The 18,158-nt window shown below is 65.1% G+C and carries 23 protein-coding genes; 14 read left to right on the top strand and 9 right to left on the bottom strand.

All coding sequences use genetic code 11. From position 1 onward, the window contains the following. Positions 1-8: 8 nt before the first annotated feature. The 5 genes from ACVWW6_RS32090 to ACVWW6_RS32070 form a co-directional block, all read right to left on the bottom strand. Complete coding sequence (locus ACVWW6_RS32090; RefSeq protein WP_011086792.1) at positions 9-1,052, bottom strand: threonine aldolase family protein; 1,044 nt, start codon at positions 1,050-1,052, stop codon at positions 9-11. Then, entirely contained in the window at positions 1,052-2,302 is a 1,251-nt protein-coding gene (locus tag ACVWW6_RS32085; RefSeq protein WP_011086793.1) for a dicarboxylate/amino acid:cation symporter, read from the bottom strand. Before ACVWW6_RS32085 ends, ACVWW6_RS32090 begins: the two co-directional genes overlap by 1 nt. Then, positions 2,299-2,982, bottom strand: a complete 684-nt coding sequence (locus ACVWW6_RS32080; protein WP_246740269.1) for a GntR family transcriptional regulator — start codon at positions 2,980-2,982, stop codon at positions 2,299-2,301. Before ACVWW6_RS32080 ends, ACVWW6_RS32085 begins: the two co-directional genes overlap by 4 nt. An 85-nt stretch (positions 2,983-3,067) precedes the next feature. Further along, positions 3,068-3,301 carry a tautomerase family protein gene (locus ACVWW6_RS32075; RefSeq protein WP_011086795.1) on the bottom strand — a complete coding sequence of 78 codons (234 nt, stop codon included), beginning with the start codon at positions 3,299-3,301 and terminating at the stop codon, positions 3,068-3,070. 36 nt (positions 3,302-3,337) lie between these two features. Then, positions 3,338-4,078: an SDR family oxidoreductase gene (locus ACVWW6_RS32070; protein WP_038967644.1), complete on the bottom strand. Its 741-nt coding sequence runs from the start codon at positions 4,076-4,078 to the stop codon at positions 3,338-3,340. 104 nt (positions 4,079-4,182) lie between these two features. On the opposite strand from ACVWW6_RS32070, the gene ACVWW6_RS32065 reads away from it, so the two are divergent. From ACVWW6_RS32065 to ACVWW6_RS32015, 11 genes are all read left to right on the top strand, one after another. After that, the gene (locus ACVWW6_RS32065) at positions 4,183-5,076 is read left to right on the top strand and encodes a LysR family transcriptional regulator (protein ID WP_161535198.1); all 894 of its coding nucleotides are present in this window, start codon (positions 4,183-4,185) and stop codon (positions 5,074-5,076) included. Positions 5,077-6,072: 996 nt separating this feature from the next. After that, a complete protein-coding gene (locus ACVWW6_RS32060; protein ID WP_011086799.1) occupies positions 6,073-7,737 on the top strand; it encodes an acetolactate synthase large subunit in 1,665 nt (554 codons plus the stop codon). A 181-nt stretch (positions 7,738-7,918) separates the two neighbouring features. After that, positions 7,919-8,266, top strand: a complete 348-nt coding sequence (locus ACVWW6_RS32055; protein WP_008134681.1) for a Lin0512 family protein — start codon at positions 7,919-7,921, stop codon at positions 8,264-8,266. 4 nt (positions 8,267-8,270) lie between these two features. Beyond that, positions 8,271-8,963 carry a GNAT family N-acetyltransferase gene (locus tag ACVWW6_RS32050; RefSeq protein WP_028171040.1) on the top strand — a complete coding sequence of 231 codons (693 nt, stop codon included), beginning with the start codon at positions 8,271-8,273 and terminating at the stop codon, positions 8,961-8,963. Between the two features lie 74 nt (positions 8,964-9,037). After that, on the top strand, positions 9,038-10,222 hold the full coding sequence (locus ACVWW6_RS32045; protein WP_456682042.1) for a serine hydrolase domain-containing protein: 1,185 nt from the start codon (positions 9,038-9,040) through the stop codon (positions 10,220-10,222). 95 nt (positions 10,223-10,317) lie between these two features. Continuing rightward, a complete protein-coding gene (locus ACVWW6_RS32040) occupies positions 10,318-10,527 on the top strand; it encodes a YgaP family membrane protein (protein WP_456682041.1) in 210 nt (69 codons plus the stop codon). Next, positions 10,524-11,045: an RNA polymerase sigma factor gene (locus tag ACVWW6_RS32035; RefSeq protein ID WP_456682040.1), complete on the top strand. Its 522-nt coding sequence runs from the start codon at positions 10,524-10,526 to the stop codon at positions 11,043-11,045. Before ACVWW6_RS32040 ends, ACVWW6_RS32035 begins: the two co-directional genes overlap by 4 nt. A 3-nt stretch (positions 11,046-11,048) precedes the next feature. Beyond that, complete coding sequence (locus tag ACVWW6_RS32030; protein ID WP_456682039.1) at positions 11,049-11,396, top strand: carboxymuconolactone decarboxylase family protein; 348 nt, start codon at positions 11,049-11,051, stop codon at positions 11,394-11,396. A 27-nt stretch (positions 11,397-11,423) separates the two neighbouring features. After that, positions 11,424-12,089, top strand: coding sequence for a DUF429 domain-containing protein (locus tag ACVWW6_RS32025; RefSeq protein WP_456682038.1), 666 nt, complete (start codon positions 11,424-11,426; stop codon positions 12,087-12,089). 117 nt (positions 12,090-12,206) lie between these two features. Continuing rightward, positions 12,207-12,350: a hypothetical protein gene (locus ACVWW6_RS32020; RefSeq protein WP_165448151.1), complete on the top strand. Its 144-nt coding sequence runs from the start codon at positions 12,207-12,209 to the stop codon at positions 12,348-12,350. A 105-nt stretch (positions 12,351-12,455) separates the two neighbouring features. Then, positions 12,456-13,160 (top strand): glutathione S-transferase family protein, encoded by a 705-nt coding sequence (locus ACVWW6_RS32015; RefSeq protein ID WP_456682037.1) that lies wholly within the window; start codon positions 12,456-12,458, stop codon positions 13,158-13,160. Position 13,161: 1 nt separating this feature from the next. Here the strand turns inward: ACVWW6_RS32015 and ACVWW6_RS32010 are convergent, their stop codons facing one another. The 3 genes from ACVWW6_RS32010 to ACVWW6_RS32000 all read right to left on the bottom strand — a co-directional run bounded on the left by ACVWW6_RS32010 (position 13,162) and on the right by ACVWW6_RS32000 (position 15,169). Beyond that, on the bottom strand, positions 13,162-13,944 hold the full coding sequence (locus ACVWW6_RS32010; RefSeq protein WP_456682036.1) for a sulfite exporter TauE/SafE family protein: 783 nt from the start codon (positions 13,942-13,944) through the stop codon (positions 13,162-13,164). Positions 13,945-13,947: 3 nt separating this feature from the next. Then, positions 13,948-14,580, bottom strand: coding sequence for a TetR/AcrR family transcriptional regulator (locus ACVWW6_RS32005; RefSeq protein WP_456682035.1), 633 nt, complete (start codon positions 14,578-14,580; stop codon positions 13,948-13,950). A 217-nt stretch (positions 14,581-14,797) separates the two neighbouring features. Next, positions 14,798-15,169, bottom strand: a complete 372-nt coding sequence (locus tag ACVWW6_RS32000; RefSeq protein ID WP_011086810.1) for a tRNA-binding protein — start codon at positions 15,167-15,169, stop codon at positions 14,798-14,800. Between the two features lie 107 nt (positions 15,170-15,276). On the opposite strand from ACVWW6_RS32000, the gene ACVWW6_RS31995 reads away from it, so the two are divergent. After that, positions 15,277-15,630, top strand: coding sequence for an ArsC family reductase (locus ACVWW6_RS31995; RefSeq protein WP_028171049.1), 354 nt, complete (start codon positions 15,277-15,279; stop codon positions 15,628-15,630). A 24-nt stretch (positions 15,631-15,654) separates the two neighbouring features. Here ACVWW6_RS31995 and ACVWW6_RS31990 read toward each other — a convergent pair whose 3' ends face one another. Next, complete coding sequence (locus tag ACVWW6_RS31990) at positions 15,655-16,335, bottom strand: hypothetical protein (RefSeq protein ID WP_456682034.1); 681 nt, start codon at positions 16,333-16,335, stop codon at positions 15,655-15,657. Positions 16,336-16,645: 310 nt separating this feature from the next. Between ACVWW6_RS31990 and ACVWW6_RS31985 the strand changes: the two genes are divergently transcribed. Then, positions 16,646-17,401, top strand: a complete 756-nt coding sequence (locus ACVWW6_RS31985; protein WP_011086813.1) for an ABC transporter ATP-binding protein — start codon at positions 16,646-16,648, stop codon at positions 17,399-17,401. Continuing rightward, positions 17,394-18,140, top strand: a complete 747-nt coding sequence (locus tag ACVWW6_RS31980; protein ID WP_060911715.1) for an ABC transporter ATP-binding protein — start codon at positions 17,394-17,396, stop codon at positions 18,138-18,140. The genes ACVWW6_RS31985 and ACVWW6_RS31980 overlap by 8 nt, the downstream gene beginning before the upstream one ends. Positions 18,141-18,158 lie beyond the last annotated feature (18 nt).

Here is an 18,158-nt window from a genome sequence, read left to right as displayed (position 1 = left end):
TGCGCGCGCTAGCGGCCGAGCGCCGCGAAGGCGGCAATGGTGCGGTCCACCGCCGCTCCGTCGATGTGGCGATGGGTGACGAGCCGGAGCTGCGAGGGGCCGCTGGCCTGCACCAGGATGCCGCGCTGCTTCACGCCCTCGGCCCATGCGGCGGCCTCGCGTCCGCTTGCGGAGACGTCGACGCGCAGGATGTTGGTTTGCACCTGGTCGGGATCGGCGAGTGCCGGGTCGAGCCAGCTCAAGGCCGCGGCGAGCCGCCTTGCTGCCGCGTGATCCTTGGAGAGGCGCTCGATCATCGTCTCCAGCGCGACGAGGCCCGCGGCTGCGACGACACCGGACTGGCGCATGGTGCCGCCGACGAGTTTCCGCAACGTGCGCGCCCGTGCGACGAACGCCGCGCCGCCGCACAGCAGGCTGCCGACCGGCGCGCTCAGGCCCTTGGACAGGCAGACCATCACGCTGTCGGCATGCTCGGCGATCCGTGCCGCCGGCACGCCGAGCGCGACCGAGGCATTGAACAGGCGGGCGCCGTCCAGATGCACGGGGATCCCGTTGCTCTGTCCGAGCGCGTGAATTCGCATCATGTGCGGCGGGGGCAGCACGGCGCCGCCGGCGCCGTTATGCGCAGTCTCCATTGCGATCAGGCCGGGACGTTCCGAGCCGCGGATCGCGTCTGCAAGCGCCGCTTCGTCCATTGCACCGCGACGGCTCGGCATGGGCTTGGGCACCAGCCCCGCGATCGTCACGACGCTGCCGAGCTCGGAGTTGAGCAGGTGCGCACCAGCGTCGGCGAAGACCTCTCCGCCGCGCTCGGCATGGGCGAGCATCGCCAGGAGATTGCCCATCGTGCCGCTCGGCACGAACAGGGCAGCTTCCTTGCCGGTCAACGCGGCGCCCCGCGCTTCGAGCGCGCGGACGGTCGGGTCGCCCTCGCGGCCGTCGTCGCCGAGCGGGGCCCGCTGCATGCGCTCCAGCATCGCGGCCGTCGGCAGCGTGACGGTGTCGCTGCGCAGATCGACGACGCCGTCGCGGCCTCTCTCTTGCGCGACCATCAGGCGTCCTGCACTTGCAGGCCGGCCGCCGTCGGCTGGGTCTCATCGGCGGCCATGTCGCCGGCAAACTTTTCGACCAGCTTCACCGCGACCGTGTTGCCGAACACGTTGATCGCGGTGCGGCCCATGTCGAGGAAGGCGTCGACGCCGGCGATGACCGCGAGCGCCTCGATCGGCAGCCCGATCGCCGACAGCACCATGGCGATGGCGACGAGCCCGCCGGAGGGGACGTTGGCGCTGCCCTTGCTCGCGATCGTCGTGACCATGACGATGGTGAACAGCGTCGACCAGGTCAGCGTCACGCCATAGGCTTCCGCGAGGAAAGTGACGGCGAGGGCAAAATACATGATGGCGCCGTCGCGGTTGAAGGCATAGCCGAGCGGCAGCACCACCGAGACGATGCGCTCTGAGGCGCCCATCGCCCGCAGCTTCTCCATGTGCAGCGGCAGGGTCACTTCCGAGGAGCGGGTGGAGAAGGCCAGGATCATCGGCTCCATCACCGCCTTGGTGACGGCAAGCGGCTTCTCGCCGATCGCAAGCAGCATCAGCCAGAAGATCGCGACCATGATCGCAAGGCCCAGATACATCACGCCGACGAGCTTGGCGAGCGCGACCACGGTGGCGAGTCCTTGCGTCGCGAACAGCCACGCCATCACCGCGAAGATGGCGATCGGAGCGAGCGAGGTGATCCATTTGGTGATCTTGAACATCGCCGCCATCACCGCCTCGAGCACGGCGACCATGGGCTCGCCGACCTTGCCGCTAGAGGCGAGTGCGAGGCCGAACAGAATGGCGAAGACGAGCGTCGGGAGAATCTTCTGCTCGGCCATCGCCGCGACGATGTTGGAGGGGATCATGTCCATGAAGAACTTGATCCAGTCCACCGACACTGCGAGGTTCTGCGGCACCTTGCCGGTCGCGGCCAGCGGGGCACCGGCGCCGGGATGGAAGGCGGCGTTGAGGAGCAGGCCGATCAGGATCGAGATCACGGTGGCGAGGTAGAAATAGCCGAGGCTGATCGCGGCGACGCGCCCCAGGACCTTCAACTCGCTCCCCATGCGGTAGAGGCCGAGCGTGACGGCCGCGAACACCACGGGAATGACGATCATCTTCACCGCCTCGACGAAGGCGGTGCCGATCGGCCGCAGGCTCGCGCCGAAATCCGGCCAGAGCAGGCCGACGCCGAGGCCCAGCACCAATCCGAGCAGCATCTGGAACACGAGCGGCAATCTGAACAGCGGCCGGATCATGCGTGGTGGTCTCCTTGTCCCGGATATTGCGTGCGGATCGCGCCCAGCGCGGTGAGGCGGGCCTCGAATGCGGACGACAGATGCCGCCACATGCGCTGCTGCGCGGCGTCAGGATCGTGCGCTTCGATGGCCGCGTAGATGTCGAGATGCTCGCTGACGGCCTGGCGCGTGCGCTCGACGCTGTATTGCCGCATCTTCTGGAGGGCGAGGCCGCTCTGCGCGCGCAGATTGTCGTAGGACTGCGCCAGCCGGCCATTGCCGGTCGCGCGAAAGAGTTCGTCGTGGAAGGCCCAGCCGACCTGCTGCGCCTCCTCGACATCGAGGTTTTCGCGCGACTGAATGCTGCGCAGCTCCCCGGCGCATTGGCGCAGCGGCTCCGTCGGCCCGCGCGTCGCGGCGAGATAGGCGGCCATGCCTTCGAGCGCGAGTCGCAATTCATGAATCTCGCGCAGATCGTCGAAGGACATCTGGCGCAGGAAGGTGCCGCGCATCGGATGGATGGTGAGCAGGCCGTCCCTGGCGAGCGCCTTCAGCGCCTCGCGGATCGGGGTGCGGCCCAGCGCCAGGCGGCTCGACAGGCTGCGTTCGGAGAGGGGTTCGTCAGGCGCAAACTCGCCTGACACGACGAGGTCGCGGAGCAGGGCATAGGCGCGGTCGCGGTCGAGGGAGGCGGTGGGCATAACTGACATACCAGCGGCATGTCAGAGGAATGTCAAGCGGGCCTACTGATTTTGCTGGTGAAACGAACCAAGGGCGGCACCGAGCTCAGCCTGAAGCTGGCGTGACGGCGTCGCGGGCGCGCCAGGCGTCGGGAACGACGAACACCTCGTCGGCGCGGCCGTAGCCGCCGTCGGGGACTTCCTCGATCAGCACCATCGTGTGCGGCCGCGCCGCTTCGCCGAAATAGTCGACGAACAGCGCGGTGAGGCGATGCACGATCTCCGCCTTCTGGGTGCGAGACAGCGCGGCTTGCGGAATCTTGATGTTGGCGAAAGGCATGATGGGTCTCTCCGTGTGATGCGATCGTGCCGTGCGTCAGACCACGCCGCCATTGGCGCGGATGACCTGGCCGTTGATCCAGCCGCCATCGCGACCGGTGAGGAAGGCGACGATTCCTGCGATGTCGTCGGGCTGGCCGAGGCGGCCGAACGGGTTCATGGCGGCAATGGCGCGCACCTGCTGCTCGCTCTTGCCTTCGAGGAACAGCCGGGTCTCGACCGGCCCGGGCGCCACCGCGTTGACGGTGATGCGCCGGCTGCCGAGCTCCTTGGCGAGGATGTGCGTCATGGTTTCGACCGCGGCCTTGGTCGCGGCGTAGACGCCGTAGCCGGGCTGGTAGAGACCGACCACGCTGGAGGAGAAGCTGACGATGCGGCCGCCGTCGCGAAGCCGCCGCGCCGCCTCGCGCAAGGACCGGAACACGCTTCCGAGATTGATCGACGTTTGCCGCGCGAACGCTTCATCGGTCACCTCGGCGAGCGGCCCGAGCTCGATGATGCCGGCATTGTTGACGAGGATGTCGACGCCGCCGAAGGCGCGCTCGGCCGCATCGAACAGCCGCGAAGGGGTTGCCGAATCGGCGAGGTCGGCCTGCACGGCGATGGCGCGCCCGCCGGCGGCCTCGATCTCGGCGACGAGCGCATCGGCAGCCGCGCGGCCGCTCGCATAGTTGATCGCGACCGCAATCCCGCCCTGCGCCAGCCGGCGGGCGATCGCTGCGCCGATGCCGCGGGAGCCGCCGGTCACGATGGCGGCGCGCTGATGTTGGTGGGTCATGGCAGGTCTCCTCGTTGTCTTCAGCCGGAGATTTAGCTGATCGCCGTGGCCGGATAATCGCCTCAGACTTGCCATCACTTGTCGGCTGTGGTGAACAATCGGCCATGGACCGATTTGACGCCATGCGTCTGTTCGTTCGCCTCGTCGAGCGGCAGAGTTTTACGGCTGCGGCCGCCGATCTCGGCATTCCCCGCTCGACGGCGAGCGAGGTCTTGCGCGGCCTGGAGTCGCGCTTGGGCGCGCGCCTGCTCGACCGCACGACGCGGCATGTCACGCCGACGCTCGACGGCGAGGACTACTACCGCCGCTGCGTCGCGATCCTGGCCGAGGTCGAGGAAGCGGAAACTGCGATGCGCGATGCGCGGCCGCGCGGCCTGCTCCGCATCGACGCCCATCCCTTGCTGACCCGCACCTTCATCCTGCCGCACCTGCCGGCATTCCTGGCGCGCTATCCGCAGCTCGACTTGCAGATCGGGCAGGGCGACCGCCTGGTCGATCTCGTGCGTGAAGGCATCGATTGCGTGATCCGGTCGGGCGAGCCGGAGGACAGCGGGATGATCCTGCGCCGCCTCGGCACGATCGCCGAGATCACGGTGGCGAGCCCGGCCTATCTCGCCAGCCACGGCGTGCCTATGGCGCCTGATACGCTCGACGGCCATCAGATGGTCGCCTTCGTCTCCTCGCGCACCGGCGATGTGCTGCCGCTGGAATTTTCCGTCGCCGGCGCGCTGCATCACGTCGTGCTGCCGAGCCGGGTTCGCGTCAACAATTCCGACACCATGGCCGATCTCGCACGGCTCGGCTTCGGCCTCGCCCAGGCCCCCCGCTATCGCTTCGCGGATGATCTCGCCAGCGGCGCGCTGGTCGAGGTGCTCGCCGACTATCCGCCGTCACCGACGCCGCTCTCCGCGCTGTACCTGCAAAACCGCCAGCCCGCGCTGCGCCTGCGCGTCTTCCTCGACTGGATATCGGGCATTTTTGCCGAGGCGAAGCTTTGATGTGACTCGTAGCCCGGGTGAGCGAAGCGATACCCGGGACCGCCGCCCGCACGAATCCCGGATATCGCTTCGCTCATCCGGGCTACAAGAGCTTGCGTTGCCCGACGGGCAAAACACCCAAGCTGCGGGTCAATCCGCTCAAGCAAAAATATTCCACTTTACCGAAATTCGGCTTTGGCGTATTCGTGCGCCACCTCATCCCGGTCAGAGGGGCGTATCGCGATCGTCACGACACGCGGGGTGAGCTGCGGTGGACGCTAGTCACATCGGCGCGAGGGCATCGCAGGGCGGGCAACCGTGAGCGAAGGCCGTCGCGCACACGACCGGTGTGATCTGCGTACGGCAAAACCGTGTCGTCCTGGCGCCCGGGGTCTGTGCGCCAAGTCTTGCGGTGATGCGGCGGCCCGACCGGGCGCGCACATCAGCGATCCGCACGGCGACGGGGGCAATAGTGCATCGCTCCCCGGGGAGAACGCGGCATAAGCCGTCAAACCACTGCGCAGGGAAGGCCGTGTGTTGGGCTTCACCTGTATGCCGCTGTGCAGATTTTTCGTAGCCACCTTTCGCACAGTGGACCGTGGGTGCCTGGCCGGCACCCGGCCTTCCCTGCGCCCTCTGACATCGGAGGGTGTCGCGATGAAGCAAAGCTCGGGCGAAGCAAGCCGCGAGGATGCGAAGATGTGTCTGCGATTGGGAAATCCGACTGGTCGCGAGCACCAATTTATCACCGTCACCCTGAGGTGCTCGTCCTGCGATGTATCGCAGGGCGAGCCTCGAAGGGCGACGGCCCGGCTGCATCCCGGCCGTTCATCCTTCGAGGCTCGGCTTGCGATGCATTCGCACCGCAAGCCTCGCACCTCAGGATGACGGAACAGTCACTCTCTACATAGTTGGCCAACTGCGCCGCTTTGTGAGTTGTGCCGGAGCGCCACGCGGTTACGATACACTTGAGGTTCCCGTCGAACACAGGGGCCGACATTGTGACCGGGAGGCGACATGAGCGGGCAGGAGCGCAAGGTGAAGGGATCGGACCTGTTTGTCGCGGCGCTGGAGAATGAAGGCGTCGATCGCATCTTCGGCGTTCCCGGCGAAGAAAACCTCGATCTCGTGGAATCGCTCCGCACCTCCAAGATCGAGCTGATCCTGACCCGCCACGAGCAGGCGGCCGCCTTCATGGCTGCCACCCATGGCCGGCTCACCGGGAAGCCCGGCGTCTGTCTCTCGACGCTCGGCCCAGGGGCGCTCAATCTGTCCACGGGTGCGGCCTATGCGCATCTCGGCGCGATGCCGATGATCCTGATCACCGGCCAGAAGCCGATCATGAGCAGCAGGCAGGCGCGCTTCCAGATCGTGGACGTGGTCGCGACCATGAAGCCGCTGACAAAGCTGTCGCGGCAGATCATCAGCGCCTCCAGCATCCCGACCGTGGTGCGCGATGCCTTTCGCGTGGCGATGGAGGAGCGGCCGGGGCCGGTGCATCTCGAACTGCCCGAGGACATCGCGGGCGATGAAGTGCCGGCCGCTCCCGTGATTCCGATCCATCCGATCGAGATTCCGGTCGCCCACCGCGCCGCGCTCGATCGTGCCGCCGAGATGATTCTCGCCGCAAGGCATCCGCTGGTGATGATGGGCGCCGCGACCAGCCGGCCGCGATCGACCCACGGCATCGCGAGCTTCGTGCGGCGAACCGGCATTCCCTTTTTCACCACGCAGATGGGGAAGGGCACCGTGCCCGGCGGCACCAATCTCTATATGGGCACCGCGGCGCTGTCGGAGCGCGACTATGTCCACGACGCGATCGACGCCGCCGATCTGATCGTGGCGATCGGTCACGACCCGATCGAGAAGCCGCCCTTCATCATGGGGCCGTCGGGCCCGAAGGTTATTCACGTCAGCTACACGTCGGCCAGCGTCGAGCAGGTCTATTTCCCGGATGCCGAGGTTGTCGGCGACGTGGGCCCGAGTCTGGAGCTGCTCGCCGACCGGCTCGAAGGCAAGCTGCCGCAGGCCGCGGCGCTGCTGCCGCTCCGTGAGGAGATCCTCAGGCATATCGCCGACCGCGCCACCGAGGCGCGCTGGCCGCCGACGCCGCAGCGGATCGTGCACGACATTCGCCAGGTGATCCCGGAGAACGGCATCGTCGCGCTCGACAACGGCATGTACAAGATCTGGTTCGCGCGCAACTACCGCACCCGCGTCGCCAACACGCTGTTGTTGGACAACGCGCTGGCGACGATGGGCGCAGGCCTGCCGTCGGCGATGATGGCGGCGATGCTCTATCCCGATCGCCGCGTGCTCGCGGTCGCCGGCGACGGCGGATTCATGATGAACAGCCAGGAGATGGAAACCGCCGTCCGCCTCAAGCTCAACCTGGTCGTGCTGGTGCTGGAGGACAACGCCTACGGCATGATCCGCTGGAAGCAGGCAGTCGATCATTTCGCCGATTTCGGCATGACCTTTGGCAATCCCGATTTCGTCCTCTACGCGAAGGCCTATGGAGCCAAGGGCCATCGCATCGCGAGTATCGACAGCTTCGGCCCGACGCTGGATGCCGCGTTCAGGGAAGGCGGCGTGCACCTGGTCTCGATCCCGATCGACTATTCGGAGAACGTGCGGGTGCTCGTGGATGAGCTGCGGGCTCACGAGAAGTCGAAGGCGTGATGTGCTCGCCACTCTCGCCACACCCGTCATTGCGAGCGTAGCGAAGCAATCCAGAGTGTTTCCGCAGAGGCAGTCTGGATTGCTTCGTCGCTTCGCTCCTCGCAATGACGGAGTATGCCGATCAGCCAAAATGCGATAACAACTTGCGTCAACGTAATCCAACCAGCCACAGGAATATGAAATGACTCGCGTTCGCTGTATCACCGAGATGGGCATGGGCGTCGACGTTCACGGCAGGGACGCCACCAAGGCGGCGAAGCGGGCGGTGTCGGATGCCATCCGGCATTCGAGCCTCGGTTTCTTCCGGATGATCGGCAAGACCGCGAACGACATGTTCGTCGATGTCACGATCGGAGTGCCCAACCCCGAGGCGGTGGACAAGGAAGCCGTTGCGAAGGAGCTGCCCTACGGCACCGTGACCGTGACTGCGGTCAAGGGCGGACTTGAGATTCCCTCGGCCACGGAGGTGGCCAACGACCCCATCCTCATCGCCAATGCCGCCGTCATCGTCAGCTTCGACAAGGACTAGGCCGGTGTCCGACAGCGATGAGGCGCTGCTGGATCGCCCGATCTGGAGCGCGCTGACAACGAGCCAGAAGCATCTGGCGGAGGGCGGCCCGCGAGCGCTGCGTTATCCTGTGGACATGACGCCGTTTGCCGACATGGCCGACATGTCCGCGGCAAGTTTTGCCGCGCTCCGTGATCTCCTGTCGGGCTCGCAGGTTGCCGCGCTGTTCACGCCGGAGCCGGTCGAAATGCCCGCCGGTTTCAAGGTGGTGCTGGCCGAGACTGGCGAACAGATGATCGGCTCGCCCGCTGACAGTTCGCTGCGCGACGCCGAGATCGTCAAATTAAGCGCCGCCGACGTTCCCGCCATGATGGCGCTGACGGATCTGACGAAGCCCGGTCCATTCGCACTGCGTACGCATGAGCTCGGCACATTCCTCGGCATCCGCGTCAGCGGCGAATTGGTCGCGATGACCGGCGAGCGGATGAAGCCGGGAAGGTTCGTCGAAATGACAGCCGTCTGCGTCCATCCGGACTATCGCGGGCGCGGCTATGCGCAGGCGCTGCTCGCGGCGGTCGCGCGCCGGATCGAGGCGCGCGGCGAGATTCCGTTCCTGCACGTGTTTTCCGGCAACGCGTCCGCGATCGCGCTGTACCAGCGACAGGGCATGCGAATTCGGCGGCGCCTGTACGTCACTGCGTTCATGAAGGAGGGATAGGCTCCCTCGGGGATCGCCCTTCATTTCCTTCGAATTCACGCTATATCCGTCCCAACCACAATTGGGGGAAACACATGGACGCCAGGACAACCGATTTTTCCGCCGTACGGACGGCGATGCAGCGCTACGTCGATCAGGAGATCATTCCCGGCGTGTCCTGGGCGGTGCTGCGCGGCCGGGAGGTCGTTGACCAGCAATGCGTCGGGCTTGCCGACCGCGAAGCCAAAACCGCGCTCCGGACCGACCACATTTTCCGCGCGTTTTCGAATACCAAGATCTTCGTCACGTGCGCGATCATGCTTCTGGTGGAAGAGGGCCGCATCGGGCTTGACGATGTCGTCGAAAAATTCCTGCCGCAGCTCGGCAATCGCAAGGTGCTGAAGCAGGGCGCTTTGAGCCTTGCCGATGTCGAGCCGGCGAAGGGCTCGATCACGATCCGCCAGCTCCTGACCCACACCTCCGGCCTCAGCTACGGCATCTTCGACCCCGGCACGGTGCTGTTCAAAGGCTATAACGAGGCGGGCGTGCTCAATCCGTTGACGCCGCTGACCGACATGATCGACAAGCTTGCCGATTTGCCGCTGTCCTATCATCCCGGCACGGGCTGGGAATATTCGGTGGCGACCGACGTGCTCGGCCGCATCGTCGAGGTCGTCTCCGGAAAATCCCTCGATGCCTTCCTCAAGGCGCGCATTTTCGATCCGCTCGCCATGACCGATACCGGCTTCTACGTGCCCGAAGCGCAGCAGGGCAGGCTGGTCGCGCTCTACACCGGCGCCGACGTGCTCGATCCGATGAAGCCCGGCCTGACGCGGGCCGACAATCTGCCTTACCCGCAGGCCTATCGCCGTCCGTTCCCGCGGCTCTCGGGCGGCGGCGGTCTGGTCTCGACCCTGCCGGACATGCTTGCGCTGGTGCGCGCCTTGGTGCCCGGGTCAGATACACTGCTGAAGCCGGAGACGCTGCGGCAGATGATGACGAACCAGCTGCCCGCAGGCCAGACCATCCGCTTTGCCAATCTCGGGCCGATGCCCGGCAAGGGTTTTGGTCTCGGCGGCGCCGTCACCTTCGCGCCGACGCCGTTCGATCCGCCGAATTCCACCGGCGAATTCCAGTGGGGCGGCCTTGCCGGCACCCATTGGTGGATCTGCCCGCAGGCGAATACCGCCGGCGTCCTGATGGCCCAGCGCTACATGGGCTTCTGGAATCCGTTCTTCTTCGAGTTCAAGCGCCTGGCGTACCAGGCGGTCGGAGGCTGACCGCGAAAAAATTGCAGGCCTCCGCGAATCCTTTTCGCCCGTCGCGTCCTCCTTGTCCTCGAGGCATTCCGCCTCGGCGCGTGTCGGAGGATGTGATGGGATTTTACAGGAAGAACATCGGTGGCGTGCATCAGGCGGTGCGGGTGGCGCTCGGAATTGCGGTCGGGATTGCCGCGTTCGCGTCTCTGTCGGGGCTTGCGGCGTGGCTGGTCGCACTCGGCGGCGCCGGCTTCGCGCTGACCGGTCTCGTCGGCTATTGCCCGATGTGTGCGATGGCCGGGATCGGACGAGGAGGCGTGTCGTGAGTGCGGCTGCGATCTCGCCCAATCTGTTCGAGGCGGCGCGGCTCGGCGATCCCGAGGCGATCGCGTCGCTGCTCGCGACGGCGCAGCCCGATATCCGCCGCTACGCGCGCGCGACCTGCCGCAGCTCGGCGGATGCCGAGGATGCGACGCAGGAGGCGCTGTGGATCCTGTTCCGCCATGTCGGCACCATCCGCTCGCTGCTGGCGCTGTCCGCCTGGCTGTTCAGCGTGGTCCGCCGCGAATGCCTGCGGCTCGCGCGCAAGGCCGGCCTTATGCCGGCCATCGATGCGAGTGACGCGGAGGCCGCACTGCTGTCGCGGCCCGAGGCCGATCTGCGGCTCGACGTGGCCGCGGCCTTCGAGGCGCTGCCGCTGCACTATCGCGACGTCGCGCTGATGCGCGACGTCAAGGAGATGACCATCGACGAAATCGCCGTCGCACTCGGCGCGTCCAGGCAGACCGTCAAGGCACGCCTGCATCGCGCCCGCGCATTGATGCGCGAATATCTGACGAGATGAGACATGACCGATTATCAAAACCCCGATGACCTGAAATCCGTCCCGGCCTTCGTCGCGCTCGCGCCGGTCGAGGTCAACGCCTTCCTCGCCTTCAATCATGCCGTCGAGCGCAAGGACGGCTTGATCCCGTCGAAATATCGCGAGCTGATTTCGCTCGCGGTCGCGCTCACCACGCAATGCGCCTATTGCCTCGACGTGCATACGGCGCAGGCGGCGAAAGCCGGTGCGACGCGCGAGGAGGTCGCGGAAGCTGCGTTGATCGCCGCTGCGGTCCGCGCCGGCGGCACGCTCGGCCATGCGCTGTTGGCCCAGCGCCTGTTCGAACGACATCAAGGTGAAACCACGGGATGAACGCGCATCGGAGGCTCGGTCGTCCGCGTGAACAATTATCTCGGTCTCGATGGATTTCGTTACGGCTGGGTCGCAGCCTGGATCGACGAGCACGGCGATCACGGCTTCGACTATTCGCCGGGGCTGACGCGATTGCTCGCGATGCCGCATGCGCGCGCGATGATCGACATGCCGATTGGGTTGAACGTGAGCGGCTATCGAACATGCGACCTGCGTGCGCGCGAACTGGTTGGCCCCGCCGTATTTCTCGGCGCGCGCCGCGACCTCTGGAGATTTCCCGACATGCCGGCAGCCAATCGGCACTACTGGAAGCACGAGGGCAAGGGCAGGGGCGTGTCGGCGCAGCTCTGGAACATCAGGGACAAGATCAGGGAGGTCGACGAGATCATGACGCCGGCACGCCAGGCCACGATCGGCGAGGCGCATCCGGAATTGATCTTCTGGAATCTCGCCGGCCGCCTGCTGCTCGAGAGCAAGGTATCAGCGCAGGGCCGCGAACAACGCATCGCGCTACTGGAGCAACGCGGCTTCACACGCTTGCGGAAATGGCTGACGCAGCGTCACGGCACCGGCATCGGCCGTGATGATCTCATCGACGCCTGCGCCTGCGCGGTCGCAGCGCGCGACAGCACGCAGTCGGTCGGTGATGGCGAGATCGATCCGCGCGGATTGCGAATGGAGATCAACTATTGAGGCGACCGGCCGCCAAGGCGCGCTCGGGATAAAGCGGCAATTTATTTGACAGATATAGGAACTGTCGATGGTCGGCCCGCGTTCCCCGTGCGAAGAGATTACAGAGATGCTCGTGCGATGAATGATACCAGTCAATTCGCGACCGCGCTGCTCGCGCTCGTTTTCACCGGAGCCCTGCTCGTCACCGGGCAGCGCTTCATCGAGCAACGTGCGCAGCGCGATATCGTGTATGCGACAAGTCACTTGCTGCGGCCGCTGTGATCCGGCTTCAGTGCGAAAAGATCGTGTGACCTCTGCATCGGCCTTGTGCCGTTCGTCCGCTCGCCTAGATTAGGCGACAATCTCACGAACGATGCCGGGGTCCCGATGTCCGATCTCTCCGCCTTTCCCATCACCAAGCGCTGGCCGGCAAGGCATCCGGAGCTGCTTCAGCTCTATTCGTTGCCGACGCCGAACGGCGTCAAGGTGTCGATCATGCTGGAGGAGATCGGGCTTCCCTACGAGGTCCATCTCGTCGATTTCGGCAAGGACGACCAGAAGACGCCCGAGTTTCTGTCGCTCAATCCGAACGGCAAGATCCCGGCGATCCTCGATCCCAACGGTCCCGGCGGCCGGCCGCTGCCGCTGTTCGAGTCCGGGACTATCCTGCAATATCTAGCGGAGAAGACCGGCAAGCTGTTGCCGCAGGATGCCGCGCGCCGCTACCAGGCCATCCAGTGGGTGCATTTCCAGATGGGCGGGATCGGGCCTATGTTCGGCCAGGTCGGTTTCTTCCACAAATTCGCCGGCAAGGATTTCGAGGACAAGCGGCCGCTCGAACGCTACGTGGGCGAGTCCAGGCGTCTGCTCGGCGTGATGGAGACGCATCTGGCCGGCCGGCAATGGTTCATGGATGACGACTACACCATCGCCGACATCTCGATGCTTGGCTGGGTGCGCAACCTCATCGGCTTCTACGGCGCCGGTGATCTCGTCGAATTCACCCAGTTCAAATCGGTTGCCGCATGGCTCGAACGGGGACTTACACGTCCGGCGGTGCAACGTGGGCTCAATATTCCGAAGCGGCCGTGAACTAGCTCAGCGCCTTGTAGGTCATGTAGAGCGCCATCAGCGAGACGAGGGCGATCATGACCCGGCGCAGCACCGATTTGCTGACCCCATTGGCCATGCGTGCGCCGAGATCGGTGCCGACCCAGAGGCCGGCAACGATGCCGACGATGGCCGGCCAGCCGACCATGAGCCCCTTGCTCCAGTAGATCCACGCCGCTGGAATGTTGGTCGGGATCACCGAGAAGACGAGGCTGACGAGTTGCGCCTGGTGCTGCGGCACGCGCAGGCCCGCGGCAAGGCCGACGGTGATCGCCAGGCCGCCGCCGATCCCCATGAAGCCGGAGGAAAAGCCGGCCAGCGCGCCGATGAGGAACAGCGGGAGCCAGGGCAGTTCGGCGGGATCGCCGGCCTCGCCGGCTCCGTCCTTGCGGTCGCGGCGCAGCAGCAGGGCTGCGATCAGCAGAGCGAGGTAGACGACGTAGGTCCATTGCAGCACTGCGTCGGACACGCCGGCCGCGGCATAGCCGCCGCCCGCGCCACCGACGAGAAATCCGATGCCGATCCAGACGATCCATTGCAGCGGACTGCGATTGCCGCTCTGCCAGTAGCGGCGCACTCCGGCGAAACCGGTCGGCGGGACCTGCGTGATCAGCGAGGTGCCCTGGGCGACGTGCTGCTCCGCGCCGAGCAGCAGAACGGAGAAGATCACGAGACCGCCGCCCGGGCTCGTGCCCATGAAGCCCGATGTCGCGCCGCCGACGAGGCCGACGCCGATGCCTGCGAGCAGTTCGTAGATCCAGGACATCGCTCAAGCCCGGGTTCGTCGCTTGACGTCCGGCTTCGTCGTGCGGAAGCCGTCGATCACGCCATCGACAGCCGCCATGCAGGCATCGACGTCAAAGTCCTCGCCCCAGCATTTTTGCAGCACAAAGCCCTGGAAGATAGCGATCAACACGCGCGCGATGGCGTCTGCGCCGAGGTCGCGCCTGATGAGGTCGTCGTGCTGGGCGCGCTCGACCAGCGCCACGATCAGGGCGCGCGGCATCTCGATGCCTTCGACGACGCTGGTGCGGACGCGGCGGTTACGCAGCGCCTCGGCCCAGCCATGGATGCCGACGCGCCGCCGCGCTTCGCCGGCGGGATCGGTGAGCCATTGCGCGTAGACGCGGACCAGCGCGTGAAGTCCTTCGATCGGATCGCCCGATCCCTGCGCGACCGAGTTGAGCACGGCTTCGCGGCGGTGCCGGTCGTCGGCGAGCGCCTCGATCAGGTCGTCCTTGCTCTGGAAGTAGAGATAGACCGCGCCATGGCTCAGCCCCGACCGCTTCACGATGTCGGCCATGCCGGTCTGGTGAAAGCCATTCTCGGCGAAGCAGGCGAGGGCGGCCTCGAGGATCTGCCGTCGCCGGCCTTCACGCTGCTTGTCGCTGATCTTCGGCATCGGAGCCTCCGCAAATAACTGACTGATCGATCGTTTTAGCGATTCATCGAGAGCAGTTTGATTATTGGCGGGTATAATAAAAAACGATCAGTCAGTCATTTTTAGATCAACGACGGGTTTTGGTCAAGTCTCGATGGCTCCGAGCCGGGGAACAGGAGACGTAAACGGCTGGCGAGCCGCCGACAGACGCAACGGCTCGGCTCGCGACCGTGTGCCGCTAGAACAGCCGTCCGCCGTTCGGCACCGGCTTGCCCGGCTGCACCAGCACGACCTTGCCGTCGGCATCGGGAAATCCGAGCGTCAGCACTTCCGATACGACCGGCCCGATCTGGCGCGGGGGAAAATTGACGACGGCCGCGACCTGTTGCCCCACCAGCGTCTCGAGCGGATGGTTCTCGGTGATCTGCGCCGAGCTCTTGCGCACGCCGATCGCCGGGCCGAAGTCGATCCACAGCCGCCAGGCCGGCTTGCGCGCCTCCGGGAACGGCTTGGCATCGACGATGGTGCCGACGCGGATATCGACCGCGAGGAAGCTGTTGAAGTCGATGGTCGGCGACGGGGCCGCGGCGGGATCGTGGGTGACGTGCATGATGAGTCCGTTGACAGAGTTTGTAAGCTTCGCTCGCAATATTGTCGCGCGAACCGGAGTTTCGTACAACGCCGCAGCCGAAGCATCACGCATGCGAGAGGAACGTCTTGCCCAACATCATCTACGGCATCAAGAACTGCGACACCATGAAGAAGGCGCGCGCCTGGCTCGACAGCCATGGCGTTGCCTATGAGTTTCACGACTACAAGACGGCGGGCGTCGAGAAGGACAAGCTCAAGCAGTGGAGCGACAAGCTCGGCTGGGAGATTCTGCTCAATCGTGCCGGCACGACCTTCAAGAAGCTGCCCGAGGCCGACAGGGAGGGTCTTACCGAGAATAAGGCACTGGCGTTGATGCTAGCGCAACCATCGATGATCAAGCGTCCGGTGCTGGAAGTCGGCGGCAAGCTGCTGGTCGGCTTCAAGCCGGACATCTACGCCAAGGAAGTCAGGGCGAAGTAAGTCGGCGCCAAATCGCGCTGAAGGCTAGTTCAGCTCGATGATCTCGGTGGCGTCGGCGGGACCGGACTGGTCCGCGAACTCGACGACGTCGGCGGCCGCGATACGGCCGGGGGCGCGATGAAAGAGGTCGCGATCGATCACGGCGCGCAGCTTCGGTCGCGGCGGCGCGTCATTTCCGCGCATCAGATTCTTGATCTCGAAGCCGCCGTCCTCGCAGAAGGTCTTGAGCGAGGCGATGATGTGACAGACCTTTCCGTCGGTCAGGAACGGCAACAGCAGGCGTTCGTAGGCGACGTTGCGCCCGTAGATGTCGTCGACGTCGGCAACGCTGTAGACCGGAAGCCCGCGCGCGACGCATTCGTAATAGATGGGCATCACGGAGCGCACGAGCCGCGGCCCGATATATTCATCCAGCGGCACGCCTTTGCCGGTGTGTCCATAGGCGCGCGAGATTCGCGTGCCTTCGCTCTGGATGATGAGGCGCGGCACCGGAGTTGAGGCGTCAACGGTATAATAGATGAGATCGGACAGCTCTTCCTCGAGCCGCGCAGGTTGATACTCCCAGATCGCCGGCGCGATCTGCTGGCGCGCGTAGAGCCGCAGCCACGTGTTCAGGAGATCACGCTGCCTGATCGACTTGACGACGGAGGGAGCGGCGCTTGCGAAATCCAAAACAATATTCCCGGCAGATCGAAACCCGCGCATCATCCATGCCGCGGGAAAATTTTCTATGAAGGCTGGCGCGCGGGACGAAAGACCGTTAACGACGGCTTGACGACCGGTGCTTTCTTGAACCGGAAGGCCGGGCAGGCGTGACATCAAAACATCTCCGACTAAGGGAGCATTTGTATCCCAGCCGGAGACCTGATCTGCTCAGCTTTCCGCCTTGCCTAACCCCCGTCACCTCCGGCATATTCCGCGCCCGGAGGCGGCGTTCCGGGAAGGCTCCAAGGCCTCCTGAAAGCCGAAGCAACAAGGACAGCCACGCGGGTCGCGCGGGCAGGGGGAAATCTGTTTGGCCGATGAGTTCATTCTCGAAACGGAAGGCTTGACCAAGGAGTTCGCGGGCTTCTTCGCTGTCCGCGACGTTGCGCTCAAGGTCCGCCGTGGGAGCATTCACGCGTTGATCGGCCCGAACGGCGCCGGTAAGACGACGTGCTTCAATCTTTTGACCAAGTTCCTCAGGCCGTCCGCCGGGAAGATCCTGTACAAGGGACAGGACATCACCGCGATGGCACCGGCCGACGTGGCCCGCATGGGACTGGTGCGATCGTTCCAGATCTCGGCGGTGTTTCCGCATATGACCGCATTGGAAAACGTTCGCGTCGCGCTTCAGCGCCAGCACGGCAGTTCCTTCGATTTCTGGCGCTCCAAGTCCGTGCTCAACCGTTTCAACGATCGCGCACGCGATCTGTTGAACGATGTCGGCCTCAGCGAGTTTGCCAATACGCCTGCGGTCGAGATGCCCTACGGGCGCAAGCGCGCACTCGAGATTGCAACCACGCTCGCGCTCGACCCCGAGATGATGCTGCTGGACGAGCCGATGGCCGGCATGGGCCACGAGGACATCGACAAGATCGCGGCGCTGATCAAGCGCATCTCCGCGAAATACACCATCTTGATGGTCGAGCATAATCTGAGCGTCGTGGCGAATCTCTCCGACATCATCACCGTGCTGACGCGCGGGCAGGTTCTCGCGCAGGGCCATTACAGCGAGCTCACCAAGGACGAACGCGTCAAGGAAGCCTATCTGGGAGCCGGTCATGCCTGACACTGCGATCGCCGAGGCTCCGGCAAAGGCTGCGAGCGGCGGAAACATCCTCCAGGTCCGCAACCTCGAGGCCTGGTATGGCGAGTCCCACATCCTGCATGGGATCAATTTCGACGTGAACGCGGGCGAGGTCGTCACCCTGCTCGGGCGTAACGGCGCCGGCAAGACGACCACGCTGAAGTCGATCATGGGCATCATCGGCAAGCGTACCGGCTCGGTGAAGTTCAACAACCAGGAGATCATCCGCACGACCTCCGATAAGATCGCGCGCATGGGCATCGCGTTCTGCCCGGAAGAGCGGGGGATATTCTCCAGCCTCGACGTGCGGGAGAATTTGTTGTTGCCGCCAGTGGTCCGCGAAGGCGGACTGCCGCTCGAGCAGATCTTCGACCTGTTTCCGAACCTGAAGGAGCGGCTCAACAGCCAGGGCACGAAGTTGTCCGGCGGCGAGCAGCAGATGCTGGCGATCGCGCGCATCCTGCGCACCGGTGCGAGCTTCCTGATGCTGGACGAGCCGACCGAAGGGTTGGCGCCAGTCATCATCCAGCAGATCGGCCACACCATTGCGCGGCTCAAGAAGGAGGGCTTTACGATCCTCCTGGTCGAGCAGAACTTCCGGTTCGCATCCACCGTTGCCGACCGCTACTACGTGGTCGAGCACGGCAAGATCATTGACGGATTTTCCAATGCGGAGCTTGCCGCCAACATGGACAAGCTCCACACTTATCTCGGCGTCTAGGCATGATCCGGAAGGTGT

The sequence above is a fragment of the Bradyrhizobium sp. USDA 3311 genome, assembly GCF_054062495.1.
This window is presented reverse-complemented; position numbering and strand designations above follow the sequence as displayed.

Bases quoted from the DNA above. Each gene is read 5' to 3' on its own strand.
- ACVWW6_RS32090 (WP_011086792.1), bottom strand. From the start codon at position 1,052: ATGGTCGCGCAAGAGAGAGGCCGCGACGGCGTCGTCGATCTGCGCAGC.
- ACVWW6_RS32085 (WP_011086793.1), bottom strand. From the start codon at position 2,302: ATGATCCGGCCGCTGTTCAGATTGCCGCTCGTGTTCCAGATGCTGCTC.
- ACVWW6_RS32080 (WP_246740269.1), bottom strand. From the start codon at position 2,982: ATGCCCACCGCCTCCCTCGACCGCGACCGCGCCTATGCCCTGCTCCGC.
- ACVWW6_RS32075 (WP_011086795.1), bottom strand. From the start codon at position 3,301: ATGCCTTTCGCCAACATCAAGATTCCGCAAGCCGCGCTGTCTCGCACC.
- ACVWW6_RS32070 (WP_038967644.1), bottom strand. From the start codon at position 4,078: ATGACCCACCAACATCAGCGCGCCGCCATCGTGACCGGCGGCTCCCGC.
- ACVWW6_RS32065 (WP_161535198.1), top strand. From the start codon at position 4,183: ATGGACCGATTTGACGCCATGCGTCTGTTCGTTCGCCTCGTCGAGCGG.
- ACVWW6_RS32060 (WP_011086799.1), top strand. From the start codon at position 6,073: ATGAGCGGGCAGGAGCGCAAGGTGAAGGGATCGGACCTGTTTGTCGCG.
- ACVWW6_RS32055 (WP_008134681.1), top strand. From the start codon at position 7,919: ATGACTCGCGTTCGCTGTATCACCGAGATGGGCATGGGCGTCGACGTT.
- ACVWW6_RS32045 (WP_456682042.1), top strand. From the start codon at position 9,038: ATGGACGCCAGGACAACCGATTTTTCCGCCGTACGGACGGCGATGCAG.
- ACVWW6_RS32040 (WP_456682041.1), top strand. From the start codon at position 10,318: ATGGGATTTTACAGGAAGAACATCGGTGGCGTGCATCAGGCGGTGCGG.
- ACVWW6_RS32030 (WP_456682039.1), top strand. From the start codon at position 11,049: ATGACCGATTATCAAAACCCCGATGACCTGAAATCCGTCCCGGCCTTC.
- ACVWW6_RS32020 (WP_165448151.1), top strand. From the start codon at position 12,207: ATGAATGATACCAGTCAATTCGCGACCGCGCTGCTCGCGCTCGTTTTC.
- ACVWW6_RS32015 (WP_456682037.1), top strand. From the start codon at position 12,456: ATGTCCGATCTCTCCGCCTTTCCCATCACCAAGCGCTGGCCGGCAAGG.
- ACVWW6_RS32010 (WP_456682036.1), bottom strand. From the start codon at position 13,944: ATGTCCTGGATCTACGAACTGCTCGCAGGCATCGGCGTCGGCCTCGTC.
- ACVWW6_RS32005 (WP_456682035.1), bottom strand. From the start codon at position 14,580: ATGCCGAAGATCAGCGACAAGCAGCGTGAAGGCCGGCGACGGCAGATC.
- ACVWW6_RS32000 (WP_011086810.1), bottom strand. From the start codon at position 15,169: ATGCACGTCACCCACGATCCCGCCGCGGCCCCGTCGCCGACCATCGAC.
- ACVWW6_RS31990 (WP_456682034.1), bottom strand. From the start codon at position 16,335: ATGCGCGGGTTTCGATCTGCCGGGAATATTGTTTTGGATTTCGCAAGC.
- ACVWW6_RS31980 (WP_060911715.1), top strand. From the start codon at position 17,394: ATGCCTGACACTGCGATCGCCGAGGCTCCGGCAAAGGCTGCGAGCGGC.